Below are 16,290 nucleotides of genomic sequence, written 5' to 3'. Positions count from 1 at the left end.
CGCGCTCCACCCTGTGGCGCATGGCACGTTGCGAGGTCTGCGGAAACGACTACGGGATGTCCTTCGAGGTGCACGCGCAGGGCGCGGTGCATGTCTTCGACTGCTTCTCCTGCGCCATTCACCGCATGGCGCCCATCTGCGAACACTGCCGGGTCCAGGTCATCGGCCAGGGCGTCGAGGTCGAGGGCCACTGGTACTGCGGCGGGCACTGCGCCCGAGCGGAGGGCAGGGTGGGCATCGTCGACAAGGTCTGATCCCCCGTACCGAAGGCCGGGCCTCCCGTACCCCGAAGGTCCGGCCCTCCGTACGCCGACCCCCTGAGAACACCCCATGGTGGGAGTTGTACCTTCATGGGGTGTACCGCTTCCTGTTGTCCCGGCAGTGGGTGCTCGTCACCCTCCTCGCCCTCGTTCTCATCCCCACGATGATCGAGCTGGGCTTCTGGCAGCTGCACCGCCACCAGCACCGCGTCGCGCAGAACGCCGTCATCGCGGACAACCTGAAGGCGAAGCCGGTCCCGGTGACCCAGCTCACCTCCCCCGGACATGTCGTCCCGCACTCCCAGTACTGGCTGCGGGTCACCGCCACCGGTACGTACGACACGGCCCATGAGGTCGTCGTGCGCCGGCGGACCGCGGCCGACGGCCGGGTCGGCTACCACGTGCTCACCCCGTTTGTCCTCGACAGCGGCCCGACCGTGCTGATCAACCGGGGCTGGGTGGCGGACAACGGCAGCCAGACCGAGTTCCCGAAGATCCCCGCGCCGCCCAGGGGCGATGTCACGGTCACCGGCCGGCTGATGGCCGACCAGACGACCGCGGCCAGCGGCATCAAGGACGTCAAGGGCCTGCCGCCCCGCCAGGTCATGCTCATCAGCAGCGCCCAGCAGCAGAAAGCGCTCGGCCGGCCCGTCCTCGGCGGCTACATCGAGCAGACCGCGCCCGAGTCGGACTCCCCCGAGCTGATCCCCGCCCCCGACCACTCCTCGATCGGTCCCCACATGGCGTACGCCGTCCAGTGGTGGCTGTTCACCGCCGGGGTCCCGGTCGGCTGGGTGATCCTGGTCCGCCGCGAGAAGCGCGACCGGGCCGAGGCGGCGGCGCAGGCCGAGTCCGCGGAGCCCGCGCCCGCGGCCGCCTGAACCACCCGCGTACCACCGCCGCACCCCCGTCCGATGCGTACCGTCCGGTCCTATTGACGTATCGGTCTGATTGACAATTCCGCCGGGCGGGAACACGCCACTGCGTGACGCGACGTATCCAGCGCATCGAGGACTACGCCCTCATCGGCGACCTCCAGACCGCCGCCCTGGTGGGCCGGGACGGCTCCGTCGACTGGCTGTGCCTGCCCCGCTTCGACTCGGCGGCCTGCTTCGCGGCGCTGCTCGGCGACGACGACAACGGCCACTGGCGGATCGCCCCCGCGGGCGCCGGGGACTGCACGCGCCGCGCCTACCTGGACGACTCGCTCGTCCTGGAGTCCGTGTGGGAGACCCGCAACGGCACGGTCAAGGTCATCGACTTCATGCCGCAGCGCGATGTCTGCCCGGACGTCGTACGGATCGTCGAGGGCGTCAGCGGCAGCGTCGAGATGAGCTCGGTCCTGCGGCTGCGCTTCGACTACGGCCGGGTGGTGCCCTGGGTGCGCCGCGCCGACGGCCACCGGGTCGCGGTCGCGGGCCCCGACTCGGTGTGGCTGCGCAGCGACCCGGCCGTCAAGACGTGGGGCCAGCAGATGAGCACCCGCTCGTCGTTCACGGTCGGGCCGGGCGACAAGGTCGCGTTCGTCCTCACCTGGCACCCCTCGCACGAGCCCCGGCCGTCGATAATCGATCCGTACGAGGCGCTGGAGCAGAGCCTCGCGGACTGGCGCGAGTGGGCGGACAAGTGCCGCACGGAGGGCCCCTACCGGGACGCCGTGGTCCGCTCCCTCATCACGCTCAAGGCGCTCACCTTCGCCCCGACCGGCGGCATCGTGGCGGCCCCCACCACCTCGCTCCCCGAGGAGATCGGGGGCGTGCGCAACTGGGACTACCGCTTCTGCTGGCTGCGCGACTCCACGCTCACTCTGGAGGCGCTGGTCACCGCCGGGTATCTGGAGGAGGCGGCGGCCTGGCGCGACTGGCTGCTGCGGGCGGTCGCGGGTGACCCGGCGGACCTCCAGATCATGTACGGCCTGGGCGGCGAACGGAGGCTGCCCGAGGTCGAACTGCCGTGGCTGAGCGGCCACTTCGACTCCACCCCGGTCCGTATCGGCAACGCCGCCGTCGACCAGCTCCAGCTCGACGTGTACGGGGAGGTCATCGACTCGCTGCACCTGGCCCGGATGGCGGGCATGGCCGCCAAGCCGCACACCTGGAACGTCGAGCTCAGCCTGCTCGGCTTCCTGGAGTCCCGCTGGCGCGAGCCGGACGAGGGGCTGTGGGAGGTGCGCGGCACGCGCCGCCACTTCGTGCACTCCAAGGTGATGGCATGGGTCGCCGCCGACCGCGCGGTCCAGGCCCTTCAGAGCGACCCGTCGCGGCGCGGCGACGCCGAGCGCTGGCGGCGCATGCGCGACGAGGTGCACCGGGAGGTGTGCGAGAAGGGCTTCGACCCCGAGCGCAACACCTTCACGCAGTCGTACGGGTCCGAGGAGCTGGACGCGGCGACGCTGCTCATCCCGCGCGTCGGGTTCCTGCCGGGCGACGACCCGCGCGTGATCGGGACGGTGGACGCGGTACGGGCCGAGCTCGGCCGGGACGGCTTCGTGCGCCGCTACAGCACCGAGGGCCGCAGTGTGGACCCGCTGCCCGGCGGCGAGGGCACCTTCCTGGTCTGCTCGTTCTGGCTGGCCGACGCGCTGCGGCTGACCGGCCGCGAGAAGGAGGCGCGGGACCTGTTTGAGCGGCTGCTCGCCCTGCGCAACGACGTGGGCCTGCTCGCCGAGGAGTACGACCCGGTGGCCAAGCGCCAGTTGGGGAACTTCCCGCAGGCCTTCAGCCATATCGGCCTGGTGGCGACCGCGCTGGGGCTGGAGGCAGGATAGGCGCATGGATCTTGGACTGAAGGACCGCGTCTACGTCGTCACCGGCGCCTCCCGGGGCCTCGGCCTCGCCTCCGCGCGGGCGCTCGCGGCCGACGACGCGAAGGTCGTGCTCAGCGGCCGCGACGAGAAGGCGGTGGCCGAGGCCGCCGACGGGCTCGGCCCGAACGCACTCGGCGTGGCCGCCGACAACGCCGACCCCGCGACGCCCGCCCGGCTGATCGCCACCGCCCGTGAGCGGTTCGGCCGCTTCGACGGCGTGCTGATCAGCGTCGGCGGCCCGGCGCCCGGCTTCGTCGCCGACAACACGGACGAGCAGTGGCAGTCGGCCTTCGAGGCGGTGTTCCTGGGCGCGGTACGGACGGCCCGCGCGGCGGCCGCCGAGCTCGACGAGGGCGGGGTGATCGGGTTCGTGCTGTCCGCGTCGGTCCACGAGCCGATCCCGGGCCTGACGATCTCCAACGGGCTGCGCCCCGGGCTCGCGGGCTTCGCCAAGTCCCTGGCGGACGAACTGGGCCCGCGCGGCATCCGCGTGGTCGGCCTGCTGCCGTCCCGGATCGACACCGATCGCGTACGGGAGCTGGACGCGCTCTCCGGCGACGCGGAGGCGGCCCGCGCCGCGAGCGAGTCCCGCATCCCGCTGCGCCGCTACGGCACCCCGGAGGAGTTCGGCCGCACGGCCGCGTTCCTGCTCTCGCCCGCGGCGTCGTATCTGACGGGCGTGATGCTGCCGGTGGACGGAGGGGCGCGGCACGGGTTCTGAGGTCTGAACCGAGCTGGGCGCGGGCCCTCAGCTGACCCGCTGCGGGCGGTGCTTGACCGCGCGCATCCGTACCTCGGCCGGCAGCGCGGCCAGGCCCGCCGAGTCGCGGGCGTGGGCGAGGGCCTGCGAGGTGAGGAGCGCCAGGGCCTCGGCGGGGGCGGCGTGGGGTTCGAGCAGCAGGGCGGCGCGGGCCGCCGGGGTGGTGCGGCGGCCGTGCAGGCTCACCTGGGCGCGCGCCACCCCGTGCAGCGCCTCCGCCTCGCCCGCCAGGACCGTCTCCAGGGCCCGGCCGCGCAGCAGCGCGCCCTCGCCGTCGCCGGAGTCCACCAGGACCTCCGCCAGGCGTGCCCGGCGCAGTTGGGCGAGCAGCCACCACAGGGCGAGCAGGATCAGCACGGCGAGCGCGGCGATGACCACCGGCCACCACCAGCCGTAGTGGTGCCAGCGCTCCCGTCGGGCCCGGCTGAGCAGCACGTCGTCGGTGCCGTGCCAGGGCCACCACGAGGGCACGGACAGTCCGGCCCCGGCGGCGAGGACCGCGCCGCCCGCCGCGACCAGTACGAGCCCCACAAGACCCAGCAGCACCCGGTTCACCGTCCTCAGCACGGCTTCACCTCTTCCTGGCGGCGCGGCCCACGTACACGGAGAGGCCGGGCTGTGCGGCGAGCCCGAGCTCCTTGATGCCGGCGCCGAGCGCGGCGTCCAAGTCGGCGCGTACGTCGTCGAGTTCACGGAAGTGCGAGACGGCGCGCACGGCGACCTTGGCGCGGCCCATCCGGACGCGCGCCGACTGCACGCCCGGGACCTCCATGGCCCGGTCGCGCAGCACCAGCGCGGCGGCGGTCCGGTCGAGCCCGGCCCGTACCTCGGCGGACGGGCGCCGCATCGCCAGCAACTCCCGCAGCCCGGGCGTCACCGCGAGCACGATCAGCCAGAGCCCGAGCGCCACCACGACGCCCGCGCCGATGAGCACCACCACGTCGTCCAGGGCGTGCCCGGCCAGCCAGTCGGCGCCGCGGCGGCGCCAGCGCATCGCCGGGCGATCGGCCCGGACGGCCGCGATGTCGTACAACAGCGGCCCGGCCACGGCGAGTACGACGATCGCCACGACCGTGGCGGGCACGCGCCGCGTCGACCAGAACCGGCCGCCCCCGCCGTCCTCCCCTTCCGCGAGCACGGGGTCGTACGCGGCGGACGACTGCGACTGGTCGAGCCCGGCCTCGGGGTTCTTCTCCAGGACGACGGGGAGTCGGCGCGTCCGATCGTCGCCACCGGGCGCGTCCGGTTTCGCCTCATGCGGCGTGGGCTCGTTCACTGAATCCTCCCCCGATCCGCTGCCGTCCCGGTGTGCGCGGAGTGCAGCCGTTCGATCTGCACCGCCACCTCGGGCACCTCCATGCCCGCCAACGCCCTTACCCGCTCGGCGACTTGCCGACGCACGGCGCCGCACTGGGCGCCGATGTCGGAGGGGTAGCCGAGCTCCACGCTGACCCGGACCCGGGCCACCTCCTGGTGGACCGTCACCGTCGCGTGGGGCGCGGCGCCGCCCTCGGGGGGCGCCTGAAGCGCCTCGCGCGCCGCCTGCGCGGCGATCTTGGCCACCACCCGGTCGGCGATCCGGGTCGCCCCGCGCTCGCCGGGCTCGATCCGCTGGGGCGACGCCGTCGACGACACCGTCATGGGGCCTTGTCACCGCCGCCGGTCGCCGCGGTCCCGGGGACGGAAGAAGTCACCGGGTTCGATGTCGCCGTCCAGGAATCTGCCCGCCACGAAGCCGATCGCGCCGAGCGCCGCGACCAGCAGGAACGCCCCGAATCCGCCGAAGTATCCGGCGAAGCCGAGGGCCATGCCGGCCACCATGCCGATCACCGCCATGCTCATGTTGAGCTCCTCAGTCGGGGGCCGGGGCCTCAGTGGAGACGCGGCTCCGGCTCGTCCTCTTCCTCATCAGGAAGTTTCACATCGCTGACCGCGATATTGACCTCGACGACCTCAAGTCCCGTCATGCGCTCGACGGCCGCGATCACGTTCTCGCGTACGGCCCGGGCCACATCGGAGATCGACACGCCGTAGTCGACGACGATCTCCAGGTCGAGGGCCGTCTGGACCTCGCCGACCTCGGCCTTCACACCGCGCGCCACCGCCGACTTGCTCCCGCCGGGGACGCGGTCCCGCACGGCGCCGAACGTACGGGACAGGCCGCTGCCCATCGCGTGCACCCCGCCGACCTCGCGGGCGGCGAGCCCGGCGATCTTCTCGACCACGCCGTCGGCGATGGTGGTACGCCCACGGGCACCGGGATCGCCGCCGCCACGCTTGGCGGCAGAGGTCTTCCGGGCCCCACTCGTCCCGCTGTCCGGCGAATCCCGGTCCGGACCGGAGTGCTCGGGGCGGTTGCGCTGTGCGGTCTCGCTCATGGCGGTTCATCCCTTTCGGCTTCCCCCCGATTGCCCACACTAAGTGCGGTTCCCCACTCCCGCGCCGGGGATGCGGCAGGCTGGAGCAATGACGGCGGACGCGTGGGGCGCGGAAGTACGGCGCCGACTGGGCCTCGGCAGACTGCTGCCGCTCGGGGAGGCGGCGGACGGGGTGTGGGTGACCGAGCGGGCGGCGGGGGCCGTGCTGCGGTCGGCGGCGGGTGCGGTGCCGTCCCTGGCGCTGACGACTCTGCGCCTGTCGCCGGTGTCCCCGGCCTCGCCCGCGTCCTGGGCCCCGCCGAGCGCGCTGGGGGCGGGGGCGGTGCGGGTGTCGGCGGAGGTTTCGGTGTGGGGGTCCTCGCCGCTGCCCGTTCGGGTGGAGCGGCTTCGGGAGGTGCTGTGGGAGGCGGCGTCCTCGCGTCTCGGCCTGACGCTCACGGAGGTGGACGTGCACGTGACCGCGCTCCTGTCCGCCCCGGCGCATCCGCCGCCGGACACTCCCCCGAGCAGGCTACCTCCGTCCACGCCGCCGGCCCGTGCGGCGCTGGCGGTCCCGGGGGTGTCGTCCGTGACGACCGAACTCGGCCCACCACCGCTGTCGGTCCGCCCCGATCCCCCTGTCGTCCTGGAGCTGACGGTGGCTTCGGGGCACCGGGCGCTGGATGTGGCGCGGGCGGTTCGGGGAGTGGTGGGGGAAGGGGTGGGGGTGCTGGTGACGTGGGTGGGGTGATTTTCCCCCACCCCACCCCTCCCCGAAAGCCCTGGGCGGGCGGCCAAGTTCGTTCACCGCAGGCCGGTGGGGGTTGGTCGCGCAGTTCCCCGCGCCCCTAAGAGAGGGCCCGGAGGGCCCTTTTAAGGGGCGCGGGGAACTGCGCGACCAACCCAGCACGGTCCGCAGACAAAGCGGGGTGCAGGGGCGCAACCCCGCGTACCCACCCACCCAGCGGGGCGCAGGGGCGCAGCCCCGCTTGCCCACCCACCCCAGCGGGGTGCAGGGGGCGGAGCCCCCGCCCGGGGGTCCGGGGGCTCCGCCCCCGGGAAAACCCACCTCCGCCCCCACCCACCCCCGGAGGGTCTAGGTGAAGGGGCGGGGTGGGGCAAAGCCTCAGTCGGACAGACCCGCCAGGTCCCGCAGGCGCCGCGCCTGCGCCGCGCGCTCCGCGACGCGCTGGTCCTCGTACGTACGACCGGCCGCGCCCTCCAACAGCGCCTTCGTCTCGATCACCGCATCCCGCGGCGCCGCAAGAAGCGCGCCCGCCAAGTCACGTACAGCCGCGTCCAGTTCGGCACCCGGCACGGACAGGTTCGCGAGCCCGACCCGCTCCGCCTCCTCCGCGCCGACGAAACGACCCGTCGCGCAGATCTCCAGGGCGCGGGCGTAGCCCACGAGCCCGACCAGCGGATGCGTGCCCGTCAGGTCCGGCACCAGGCCCAGACTCGTCTCGCGCATGGCGAACTGCACGTCGTCGGCGACGACGCGCAGGTCACAGGCGAGCGCGAGCTGGAAGCCCGCACCGATCGCATGCCCCTGGACCGCCGCGATCGACACGATGTCGTTGCGGCGCCACCAGGTGAACGCCTCCTGGTACTCGGCGATGACCCCGTCGAGCTCCGCGTCGGAGCCGCGCGCGAGGTCGAGGAAGGACGGCTCGCCGTCGAAGCCCTCGGGAGTGAAGGCCTGACGGTCGAGCCCGGCGGAGAAGGACTTGCCCTCTCCCCGCAGCACCACGACCCGGACGGAGCCGGGCAGTTCCTGTCCGGCCGCCGCCAACGCCCGCCACAGAGCGGGAGACTGGGCGTTGCGCTTGGCCGGATTGGTCAGGGTCACCGTGGCGACCGCGTCGTCGACGGTGAGCCGTACGCCGTCCTTGTCGAGTACGGGGTCGGGCGAAGCCATGGGGCGCCTCCGGGTCAGGTGCGGTCAACAAGTGACTGCACAGTAACCACCCGGTCGACCACGCGGTCGACCGGGTGGCCACCAGACCCGGCGGGCCGTGGCCCGCCCGGCCCCGGTCAGGCCGTCGCGGTCTTCTTGCCGCGTGTCGCTCCGCCGCGTCCGCGGAGTACGACCCCGGACTCGCTGAGCATCCGGTGCACGAATCCATAGGAGCGGCCGGTCTCTTCGGCCAGCGCCCGGATGCTCGCACCGGAGTCGTACTTCTTCTTCAGGTCTGCCGCGAGCTTGTCGCGCGCGGCGCCGGTAACCCGGCTGCCCTTCTTCAGAGTCTCGGCCACCCGTGCCTCCTCATGGGAAGTGCGCTCTGGACTTCTCATGATCACCCCTCTCGGGCTTCCTGGCCACCCATTCGGCAAGGTCCGTCCCAGCGGGTTTGGGCGCAGGAACGAGCGAGGCTCGACCGGAACGCAGAGTTCCGGTCGAGCCCGAAGTGACCGTCGAGGCCGACCCGCCGCGAAGTGGCTGGTCAGAGGTGTGTTCCGGGTCACAGCCCGGAACAGGCCCGTCCCGTACGTACCGGATCTTGATCCCGTGCATGACACGCCGGGGTACGAGACGCACTCACTCAGATTGAGGATCACGCGTAAGCCGAATGATCCATATGGAGTGGATCAGTCGCGCTGGGTCACGCGAGAGCGACCAGATCCGCGTAGTCCGGACCCCACAGGTCCTCGACTCCGTCGGGCAGCAGGATGATGCGCTCCGGCTGCAGCGCCTCGACCGCGCCCTCGTCGTGGGTGACCAGGACGACCGCGCCCTTGTACGTACGCAGCGCGCCCAGGATCTCCTCGCGGCTGGCCGGGTCGAGGTTGTTGGTCGGCTCGTCGAGGAGCAGCACATTGGCGGACGAGACCACGAGCGTGGCCAGGGCCAGACGGGTCTTCTCGCCGCCGGAGAGCACACCGGCCGGCTTGTCCACGTCGTCGCCGGAGAAAAGGAACGAGCCCAGCGTCTTGCGGACCGCGACCAGGTCGAGGTCGGGGGCCGAGGAGCGCATGTTCTCCAGGACCGTGCGGTCCGGGTCGAGCGTCTCGTGCTCCTGGGCGTAGTAGCCGAGCTTGAGACCGTGACCCGGGGTGACCTCGCCGGTGTCCGCCTTCTCGGCGCCCGCGAGCAGCCGCAGCAGGGTCGTCTTGCCGGCACCGTTCAGGCCGAGGATGACGACCCGCGACCCCTTGTCGATGGCCAGGTCGACATCGGTGAAGATCTCAAGCGACCCGTACGACTTGGACAGGCCCTCGGCGGTCAGCGGGGTCTTGCCGCAGGGCGCCGGGTCCGGGAAGCGCAGCTTGGCGACCTTGTCGGAGACGCGGACCGCCTCCAGGCCGGAGAGCAGCCGCTCGGCGCGCTTGGCCATGTTCTGCGCGGCCACCGTCTTGGTCGCCTTGGCGCGCATCTTGTCGGCCTGCGAGTTGAGGGCCGCGGCCTTCTTCTCGGCGTTCTGGCGCTCGCGCTTGCGGCGCTTCTCGTCGGCCTCGCGCTGCTGCTGGTAGAGCTTCCAGCCCATGTTGTAGACATCGATCTGGGAGCGGTTGGCGTCCAGGTAGAACACCTTGTTGACGACCGTCTCGACCAGGTCCACATCGTGGGAGATCACGATGAAGCCGCCGCGGTACGTCTTGAGGTAGTCGCGCAGCCAGACGATCGAGTCCGCGTCGAGGTGGTTGGTCGGCTCGTCAAGGAGCAGGGTGTCGGCGTCCGAGAAGAGGATGCGGGCGAGCTCGACACGACGGCGCTGACCACCGGAGAGCGTGTGCAGCGGCTGGCCGAGGACCCGGTCGGGCAGGCCGAGCGCGGCCGCGATGGTGGCGGCCTCCGCCTCGGCGGCGTACCCGCCCTTGGTGAGGAACTCGGTCTCCAGGCGCTCGTACTTCTTCATCGCCTTCTCGCGCGTGGCGCCCTTGCCGTTCGCCATGCGGTCCTCGTTCTCGCGCATCTTGCGCAGCACGTCGTCGAGGCCGCGGGCGGAGAGCACCCGGTCGCGCGCGAGGACGTCGAGGTCGCCGGTACGGGGGTCCTGCGGCAGATAGCCGACCTCGCCGGAGCGGGTGATGGTGCCGCCGGCCGGCATGCCTTCGCCGGCCAGGCACTTGGTGAGGGTGGTCTTGCCGGCTCCGTTGCGGCCGACCAGGCCGATGCGGTCGCCCTTGGCGACACGGAAGGAGGCGGACTCGATGAGGACGCGGGCGCCGGCGCGCAGCTCGACGCCGGTGGCGGTGATCACGGAAATACTCCAGGGCGGGTGGGACGGCGGGATGGACGGGGGTCGCGGAGCGTCGCCGCCGTCTAATGCGCGAGGAGAATTGCCATGGGCCAATTCTAGCGGGGGTGTGCAACTGCTTTTACGTGCGGTGATACGAACGCCGGTCCGCCCGAGCCGGCTCCCGGGGAGACGTTTCGGCCCGCCTCACGCGCGCGTGGCGGCGTCCACGCGCGCGGGGAGGTCGTTTCCGAGCGGGGTGCGGCCCGGGGTGATCCGCCCGAGGGAGTCCACCGCCACCAGTTCCTGGGTCCAGACGTCCCGGTCGCGGCAGGGCTGGGCGACCAGCAGGACACCGTCCACGCGCGCGACGCGGCCGGGATCGAAGGCGCAGGAGCGCCGCGCGGGCAGCGTCCAGCGCAGATCACCGTCGGCGGCGCGGTAGGCCGTGATGCGCTCGGGGGTGACGACGGCGAGCATCGCACCGGCCCGGGCGGCCGGGCCGAGCTCCTGGAGCACCCCCGACGCCCGCCCGGGTCGGCCCGCGAGCCAGTCCGCCAGGCCCGGTACCGCCCGGTGCCAGCGGACCGCGTCGACCGCGAGCACGCGCGCGGTGTCGGTGACCATCCCGTCGCTCCACAGCGCGAAGGCGTGCCCGGGCGCCGTGCGCACGGCGAGCGGGCGCCGCCCCTCACGGCGGTAGGTCCAGCCGCGCGCCCCGCTCCTGGGGTCGTACGCCTCGACGGCCGCGCCCCTTACGCGCACCGCCGGACGGGGCGGGGCGGCGGGCGGCACGGTGAGGCGGTCGCCGTAGGGGGCGGGCCGGGCGTGGTGTGCGGCGGTGACCAGCGGCAGGGCCAGGACGGCGGCGACAGCGGCCAGCGCGAGACGGTTCCGGTCCATGAGGCGCCGAGCGTATCGGCCACCGAAACAAAAAGGGCGTAACGCAATGAACTGTTTGATAGTCGATGCCATACTCGGCACCACACAGAGTGATGAGCGCTGAACAGAGGGTGGTGTGCCCGTGCAGTTCGACGACGACGCCGATCTGGACACGTCCGAGGTCAAGGACGAACGAGGCAGCCGTATCCCTGGTGGCAGGGCGACCGTCGGCGGCGGGATCGTCGGGATCATCGCCCTGGCCCTGGGGCTGCTGTTCGGCGTCGGACCCGAGCAACTGGGGCTCTCCTCCGGCGACTCCGCACCGGCGACCTCGGTGTCCGCGCAGAGCCAGGTGCAGCAGAGCTGCCTCAAGGGCCGCGACGCCAACACCAAGGAGGACTGCCGGATCCTCGCCGTCGTCAACAGCGTGCAGGACTACTGGCGCCAGGAGTTCCCGCGCCGGGGCGGCAGTTACACGTCCGCGCAGACGGTGTTCTTCACCGGCCGGGTCTCCACCGCGTGCGGCGCGGCGACCTCGGCGGTCGGCCCGTTCTACTGCCCGGGCGACCGTCAGGTCTATCTGGACCTCGGCTTCTTCGACGAACTGCGCACCAAGTTCGGCTCCACCGGCGGCCCGTTCGCCCAGGCGTACGTGGTGGCGCACGAGTACGGGCACCACATCCAGAACCTGATGGGCACGCTCGGCCGGGCGCAGGACGGCCGCCAGGGCGCGGGCAGCAACGCCGTGAAGGTCGAGCTCCAGGCCGACTGCTACGCGGGCGTGTGGGCGCACCACGCCACCACGACCCCGGACAAGCGCACCGGGCGGCCGCTGCTGACCAAGCTCACCGACCAGGACATCCACGACGGCCTGGACGCGGCGGCCGCCGTCGGCGACGACCGGATCCAGGAGAAGTTCCAGGGCCGGGTCACCCCCGAGTCCTGGACGCACGGCTCGGCCCAGCAGCGCCAGCAGTGGTTCGCCACGGGCTTCCGCACCGGCGACATGGGCCGCTGCGACACCTTCGCACGCTGACCCCGCACCGTCCGCGCGCCGCCGGACCGGCCGTTGTCAGTGGCCGGTGCAAGACTGAGTTCCAGATCACATCGGCGGCATGACGCGGGCCCGGGGACGGGTCCGAGGGCTCGGAAAGGGAGTTTCGCGATGAGTGTGTATCCGACGATTCTGTACACGGACGCGAAGGCCGCGATCAGCCTGCTCAAGGACGCGTTCGGGTTCAGCGAGCTGAGTGTGTACGAGGGCGAGGACGGCACGGTGTTCCACGCCGAACTGGCCAGCGGGACCGGCGTGGTGATGCTGGGTTCGAAGGGACGCGGCGGCCTCTTCGATCAGACCATGCGGGACGCGGGCCCGGCGGGGGTGTACGTGGTGGTGGACGACGTGGACGCCCACCACAAACGGGCCGTGGAACACGGTGTGGAGATCCTGATGGAGCCCACCGACCAGGACTACGGATCGCGCGACTACATGGCGCGCGACGCCGAGGGCAACGTGTGGAGCTTCGGTACGTACGCCCCCGGCGCGAGCGGCTGACGTGCCCTAGACCCCGCCGGTGTGGACCTGGAACGCCGCGCGGCGCACGGCCTTGGCGAGCGCCGGGTCCGGGTGGGCGGCGGCGAGCGCGACCAGGACCTGGACGGTGCGGGGGTGGCCGACGACCCGGACCTCGTCGAGCAGGGCGGGCACGGTGCCCTGCACGGCCGAGTCGAGGTGACGCACCATCAACTCGACCTCGCCGTGGTCCGCGACGGCCGCCGCGGTGTCCACCCAGAGCCAGGTGGACTCCTCACGGGTGAGGACGGCGGTCGCGTCCTCGGGGTCGCTCCCCTCGTGCTCGGCGAGCCAGAGCAGGGCGTACGGACGCAGGAAGATCTCGTCCGTGGCCGCGCGCACCTCGGGCTCGGCCGGGGCGCCCACCACACGCAGCGCCTCGAAGGCGAGACCGCGCACCAGGGCGTCCTCGCCACGTGCGGCGTCGAGGAGTTCGGTGACGGCGCTGCCGACGGGCCGGGCCGCGAGCCAGGCGCGGTACTCGGCGCGGGCCGGGCCGGGGGTGAGCCGGGCGCAGCCGCGCAGCATGTCCTCGGCGGACTGCTCGATGTTCCCGGCGGGGCTCTGCGCGGCGACGCAGATCTGCTCCAGCTTGACCCACACCGCCCAGCTGCCGAGCGGGGTGAGGGTGGCCTGGCCCTCCCCGAGGACTAGCGCGCCGACGGCGGCGAGCCCGGCCAGGACCCAGTCGAGCAGCAGGGAGAGGAAGGCGAGAGCGGCGGGTCCCTCGCCGACGACGCCGTCCGCCTCGGCGTCGTGCGGCACTTCGCAGCGCTCGTCGCGCAGTTCCGCGACGCGCTGGCCGAGCAGATCGAGCAGCGCCGGTACGAGGACGGGACCGGCCGACAGCTGGAGGAGGGAGAGCACTTGGGGGACGGCTTCGACGACCTCGGCCACGGCGGCGGGCGCGATGGCGGCCGGGGCGGGGTGCACGATCGACCAGGCGTCGAAGAGGGCGACCCAGCCGCGCAGCACGGCGGCGTCGTCGCGGTCCCAGGCGCGCAGCCGCCAGCCGGGGCGTGCGGTGCCGCCGTGCAGCTCGACGAGTCCGGCGAGCCGGGCCCGGTCCCAGCCGGCCCGCACCTGAGCCGATGTCAACCGCAGCGCGGCGGCGGCCTGTTCGGCGGCCGGAGCGGACAGGGTGCCCGTCGGGGCGGGGCGTGGGGCGTTGCCCCGGGCGCGCTCGGCGTCGGCCCAGCGGGCGACCCGTACGGCGTCGGCGAGGACCACTCTGGCCTGGCGGGCCAGTTCGGCGGCGGCCGGGGTGCCCTCCGGCGGCCGGGAGCCCGGACGGGCTCGCCGGTCCGTCACGGCCCGGCGGGCGGTGGCCAGGGGGCGGGCTTCCTTCGAATGCGGGGCGCGGACAAGCCGCAGTCTGGAGTCGCGCGGCAACTTCTCTTCAGGCTTCCGGGACGTCACAGGTGCAGTCTTCCCGCTGACGGCCCGAAAGCCCAAACGGAATGCGATGCCTTGGTTCCGGGCCCGCCCCAGGCCCGGCCCCGGCCGCCGCTTCGAAGGCGTCGGCCCCGTCTGTCACATCAGCGGTGTGAGGAAGCGCCGCAGTGCCTCCTCGTAGCGCGCGGGGTTCGCGTTCCACATCGCGGCGTGCGGGGCGTGCTGGACCGTGTGCAGGGTCACCAGTTCCGGTCTGCGGGCGGCCAGTTCGCGGGTCGGGTGCCAGGGCGCCAGGGTGTCGTCGGGGCCGTGGAAGACGAGCGCCGGGACGCGCAGGACGTGCGGGTCGGCCGCCTCGCGCAGATGGTTTCCGTGCGGGCCGGTGCGGCCCTGGGCAGCCCGGACCGCGAGCGGGAGGAGGGCGCTCGGGGCGCCGTTGGCGATGGCGAGGGCGCGCACGGTGCCCTCCCAGTCGAGGACGGGCGAGTCGAGCACGACGCCCCCGACGCGGTCGCGCAGCGCGGAGTCGGTGGCGGCGCGCAGCGCCATGGTGGCGCCGGTGGACCAGCCGTGCAGGATGACGCGCTCGGCGCCGCTGCGTACGGCGTACCGGATCGCGGCGTCCAGGTCGCGCCACTCCGAGTCGCCGAGGTGCGCGAGCCCGTCCGGGGACCGGGGCGCGCCCTCGTCGCCCCGGTAGGAGAGGGCGAGCACCGGGAGTTTCTGGCGGTGCAGGAACTCCATGGTGTTCAGGGTGTGCTCGCGGGTTGTGCCCAGGCCGTGCACGGCGATCACCCAGGTCTTCCGGGCGCCTTCGACGAGCCAGGCGGGCAGCACGCCGAGCTCGGAGGGGATCTCGACGTCCTTGTGGTCGAGCCCCAGGGCCTCTCCCGGGTTGCCCCGGTGGATCTGCGGGGTCATCCACACCCGGTCCCCCGGCTCCGGGCTGCCCCGGGTGACCCGCTCCAGACGGCGCACCACGGTGTCCGCCGGGTGCTGGGCATGGTCGACGACCTCGCCGACCACCGCGTGGATGCCGGACCCCTCGATGCCGTACACACCGGGTCGCAGCGCGGCGAGGCAGCGGGTCAGGGCGATCCGCCCGGGTGCCGTGGCGTGCACGGTGAGCTCGGGGTCGGTGGGCAGCGGGCGTGGCGGCGCCTTGAGGGCCGCGTCGCTCGCGTACCGTCCGGCGGCCACCGCGGCCGCGCCGACGCCGATGAGTGTGGTGACGGCCGCTGCCGTCGCTGTAGCCGGGCGCACCGTTCCAGTGTCGGCAGCCCCTGGCCGTACGGCCAGTGGGCGAGGGCCTACCGGGGCACGCCCGCGTCCCCGCCCATCCCGCGCGGCCCGCCCGTCACCGCTGCCCGTACCCCCGGAACTGCTCGGCGGCCCGCTCCAGGTCGGCGTCGGAGAGCAGGGACGGGGTGCGGCCGGGCACGGAGGACGCGGCGAGCCACAGCCGGCACATCCACTCCAGCTGCGCGGTCCGGTCGTACGCCTGGGAAAGGGTCGTTCCGTACGTCATGGTTCCGTGGTTCTGGAGGAGGCATCCGGTGCGGCCCTCCAGTGCGCCCAGCATGTTCTCGGCCAGTTCCTCGGTCCCGTACAGCGCGTAGGGCGCGACCCGGACCGGGCCGCCGAGCGTGGCGGTCATGTAGTGGACCGGCGGGAGCTCGGTGACCAGGGTGGAGACGGCGGTGGCGTGCACGGCGTGGGTGTGCACGACGGCCCGGGCGTCGGTGGCGCGGTAGACGGCGAGGTGCATGGGGAGCTCGCTGGTCGGCCTCAGCGTGCCGATGACCTGGCGGCCCGAGAGGTCGACGGCGACGGTGTCGTCCGGGCCGAGCCGGTCGTAAGGGACCCCGGTGGGGGTGACGAGGACCAGGTCCCCGACCCGTACGGAGACATTGCCCGAGGTGCCGACGACCAGCCCTTCCGCGGCGGTCCGCCGCGCGGTGGCGGTCAGTTCGGCCCAGGCGGCGGCGGTCGGTTCGTGGTGGTCCGGCTCTCCCATGAACGCGATCCTCGCAGCTCCCGGAGGGCGCGCCGGGGAGTGAGCAGAATCTCTTCTATGGG

Annotated in this window: 19 protein-coding genes; 7 read left to right on the top strand and 12 right to left on the bottom strand. The window is 73.1% G+C overall.

What is annotated here, in order from left to right; translation table 11 throughout:
• Positions 1–20 precede the first annotated feature (20 nt).
• The 4 genes from ACT1U9_RS24575 to ACT1U9_RS24560 all read left to right on the top strand — a co-directional run bounded on the left by ACT1U9_RS24575 (position 21) and on the right by ACT1U9_RS24560 (position 3,787).
• Entirely contained in the window at positions 21–254 is a 234-nt protein-coding gene (locus ACT1U9_RS24575) for a hypothetical protein (protein WP_188274533.1), read from the top strand.
• Positions 255–355: 101 nt separating this feature from the next.
• Positions 356–1,141: an SURF1 family cytochrome oxidase biogenesis protein gene (locus ACT1U9_RS24570; RefSeq protein ID WP_444534824.1), complete on the top strand. Its 786-nt coding sequence runs from the start codon at positions 356–358 to the stop codon at positions 1,139–1,141.
• A gap of 104 nt (positions 1,142–1,245) precedes the next feature.
• Positions 1,246–3,027, top strand: a complete 1,782-nt coding sequence (locus ACT1U9_RS24565; RefSeq protein ID WP_444534823.1) for a glycoside hydrolase family 15 protein — start codon at positions 1,246–1,248, stop codon at positions 3,025–3,027.
• 4 nt (positions 3,028–3,031) lie between these two features.
• Entirely contained in the window at positions 3,032–3,787 is a 756-nt protein-coding gene (locus tag ACT1U9_RS24560) for an SDR family oxidoreductase (protein ID WP_444534822.1), read from the top strand.
• A gap of 27 nt (positions 3,788–3,814) precedes the next feature.
• Here the strand turns inward: ACT1U9_RS24560 and amaP are convergent, their stop codons facing one another.
• The 5 genes from amaP to ACT1U9_RS24535 are packed head-to-tail and all read right to left on the bottom strand — an operon-like array spanning position 3,815 to position 6,204.
• A complete protein-coding gene (gene amaP / locus ACT1U9_RS24555) occupies positions 3,815–4,393 on the bottom strand; it encodes an alkaline shock response membrane anchor protein AmaP (protein ID WP_444534821.1) in 579 nt (192 codons plus the stop codon).
• 4 nt (positions 4,394–4,397) lie between these two features.
• The gene (locus ACT1U9_RS24550) at positions 4,398–5,102 is read right to left on the bottom strand and encodes a DUF6286 domain-containing protein (RefSeq protein WP_444534820.1); all 705 of its coding nucleotides are present in this window, start codon (positions 5,100–5,102) and stop codon (positions 4,398–4,400) included.
• On the bottom strand, positions 5,099–5,467 hold the full coding sequence (locus tag ACT1U9_RS24545) for a hypothetical protein (RefSeq protein WP_444534819.1): 369 nt from the start codon (positions 5,465–5,467) through the stop codon (positions 5,099–5,101). The genes ACT1U9_RS24550 and ACT1U9_RS24545 overlap by 4 nt, the downstream gene beginning before the upstream one ends.
• 9 nt (positions 5,468–5,476) lie before the next feature.
• Positions 5,477–5,668, bottom strand: coding sequence for a hypothetical protein (locus tag ACT1U9_RS24540; protein ID WP_361431696.1), 192 nt, complete (start codon positions 5,666–5,668; stop codon positions 5,477–5,479).
• A gap of 29 nt (positions 5,669–5,697) precedes the next feature.
• On the bottom strand, positions 5,698–6,204 hold the full coding sequence (locus tag ACT1U9_RS24535) for an Asp23/Gls24 family envelope stress response protein (RefSeq protein ID WP_444534818.1): 507 nt from the start codon (positions 6,202–6,204) through the stop codon (positions 5,698–5,700).
• Positions 6,205–6,292: 88 nt separating this feature from the next.
• Between ACT1U9_RS24535 and ACT1U9_RS24530 the strand changes: the two genes are divergently transcribed.
• Positions 6,293–6,934, top strand: coding sequence for a nucleopolyhedrovirus P10 family protein (locus tag ACT1U9_RS24530; protein ID WP_444534817.1), 642 nt, complete (start codon positions 6,293–6,295; stop codon positions 6,932–6,934).
• A 375-nt stretch (positions 6,935–7,309) separates the two neighbouring features.
• On the opposite strand, the gene ACT1U9_RS24525 is transcribed toward ACT1U9_RS24530, so the two are convergent.
• From ACT1U9_RS24525 to ACT1U9_RS24510, 4 genes are all read right to left on the bottom strand, one after another.
• Positions 7,310–8,101: an enoyl-CoA hydratase/isomerase family protein gene (locus ACT1U9_RS24525; RefSeq protein WP_444534816.1), complete on the bottom strand. Its 792-nt coding sequence runs from the start codon at positions 8,099–8,101 to the stop codon at positions 7,310–7,312.
• Between the two features lie 116 nt (positions 8,102–8,217).
• A complete protein-coding gene (locus ACT1U9_RS24520) occupies positions 8,218–8,439 on the bottom strand; it encodes a helix-turn-helix domain-containing protein (RefSeq protein WP_188274522.1) in 222 nt (73 codons plus the stop codon).
• Positions 8,440–8,786: 347 nt separating this feature from the next.
• On the bottom strand, positions 8,787–10,385 hold the full coding sequence (locus ACT1U9_RS24515; protein ID WP_444534815.1) for an ABC-F family ATP-binding cassette domain-containing protein: 1,599 nt from the start codon (positions 10,383–10,385) through the stop codon (positions 8,787–8,789).
• Between the two features lie 183 nt (positions 10,386–10,568).
• Positions 10,569–11,264 (bottom strand): hypothetical protein, encoded by a 696-nt coding sequence (locus ACT1U9_RS24510; RefSeq protein ID WP_444534814.1) that lies wholly within the window; start codon positions 11,262–11,264, stop codon positions 10,569–10,571.
• A gap of 121 nt (positions 11,265–11,385) precedes the next feature.
• On the opposite strand from ACT1U9_RS24510, the gene ypfJ reads away from it, so the two are divergent.
• Both ypfJ and ACT1U9_RS24500 read left to right on the top strand, forming a co-directional pair.
• The gene (gene ypfJ, locus ACT1U9_RS24505; RefSeq protein ID WP_444534813.1) at positions 11,386–12,279 is read left to right on the top strand and encodes a KPN_02809 family neutral zinc metallopeptidase; all 894 of its coding nucleotides are present in this window, start codon (positions 11,386–11,388) and stop codon (positions 12,277–12,279) included.
• 129 nt (positions 12,280–12,408) lie between these two features.
• Positions 12,409–12,798, top strand: a complete 390-nt coding sequence (locus ACT1U9_RS24500; protein WP_444534812.1) for a VOC family protein — start codon at positions 12,409–12,411, stop codon at positions 12,796–12,798.
• A gap of 6 nt (positions 12,799–12,804) precedes the next feature.
• Here ACT1U9_RS24500 and ACT1U9_RS24495 read toward each other — a convergent pair whose 3' ends face one another.
• The 3 genes from ACT1U9_RS24495 to ACT1U9_RS24485 all read right to left on the bottom strand — a co-directional run bounded on the left by ACT1U9_RS24495 (position 12,805) and on the right by ACT1U9_RS24485 (position 16,228).
• On the bottom strand, positions 12,805–14,235 hold the full coding sequence (locus ACT1U9_RS24495) for a hypothetical protein (RefSeq protein WP_444534811.1): 1,431 nt from the start codon (positions 14,233–14,235) through the stop codon (positions 12,805–12,807).
• 114 nt (positions 14,236–14,349) lie between these two features.
• Positions 14,350–15,474 (bottom strand): alpha/beta hydrolase, encoded by a 1,125-nt coding sequence (locus ACT1U9_RS24490; RefSeq protein ID WP_444534810.1) that lies wholly within the window; start codon positions 15,472–15,474, stop codon positions 14,350–14,352.
• A gap of 94 nt (positions 15,475–15,568) precedes the next feature.
• A complete protein-coding gene (locus ACT1U9_RS24485) occupies positions 15,569–16,228 on the bottom strand; it encodes a class II aldolase/adducin family protein (RefSeq protein ID WP_444534809.1) in 660 nt (219 codons plus the stop codon).
• Positions 16,229–16,290: the final 62 nt, after the last annotated feature.

The sequence above is a fragment of the Streptomyces sp. BR1 genome (assembly GCF_052373795.1).
Classification (GTDB): Bacteria; Actinomycetota; Actinomycetes; order Streptomycetales; family Streptomycetaceae; genus Streptomyces.
Note: the sequence above shows the minus strand (reverse complement) of the source record. Positions and strands in the feature narration are given on the sequence as shown.

Excerpts from the sequence above, each read along its gene's own strand:
- ACT1U9_RS24560 (WP_444534822.1), top strand. The coding sequence starts at position 3,032 with ATGGATCTTGGACTGAAGGACCGCGTCTACGTCGTCACCGGCGCCTCC.
- ACT1U9_RS24500 (WP_444534812.1), top strand. The coding sequence starts at position 12,409 with ATGAGTGTGTATCCGACGATTCTGTACACGGACGCGAAGGCCGCGATC.
- ACT1U9_RS24525 (WP_444534816.1), bottom strand. The coding sequence starts at position 8,101 with ATGGCTTCGCCCGACCCCGTACTCGACAAGGACGGCGTACGGCTCACC.
- ACT1U9_RS24545 (WP_444534819.1), bottom strand. The coding sequence starts at position 5,467 with ATGACGGTGTCGTCGACGGCGTCGCCCCAGCGGATCGAGCCCGGCGAG.
- ACT1U9_RS24575 (WP_188274533.1), top strand. The coding sequence starts at position 21 with ATGGCACGTTGCGAGGTCTGCGGAAACGACTACGGGATGTCCTTCGAG.
- ACT1U9_RS24535 (WP_444534818.1), bottom strand. The coding sequence starts at position 6,204 with ATGAGCGAGACCGCACAGCGCAACCGCCCCGAGCACTCCGGTCCGGAC.
- ACT1U9_RS24530 (WP_444534817.1), top strand. The coding sequence starts at position 6,293 with ATGACGGCGGACGCGTGGGGCGCGGAAGTACGGCGCCGACTGGGCCTC.
- ACT1U9_RS24485 (WP_444534809.1), bottom strand. The coding sequence starts at position 16,228 with ATGGGAGAGCCGGACCACCACGAACCGACCGCCGCCGCCTGGGCCGAA.
- ACT1U9_RS24540 (WP_361431696.1), bottom strand. The coding sequence starts at position 5,668 with ATGAGCATGGCGGTGATCGGCATGGTGGCCGGCATGGCCCTCGGCTTC.
- ACT1U9_RS24510 (WP_444534814.1), bottom strand. The coding sequence starts at position 11,264 with ATGGACCGGAACCGTCTCGCGCTGGCCGCTGTCGCCGCCGTCCTGGCC.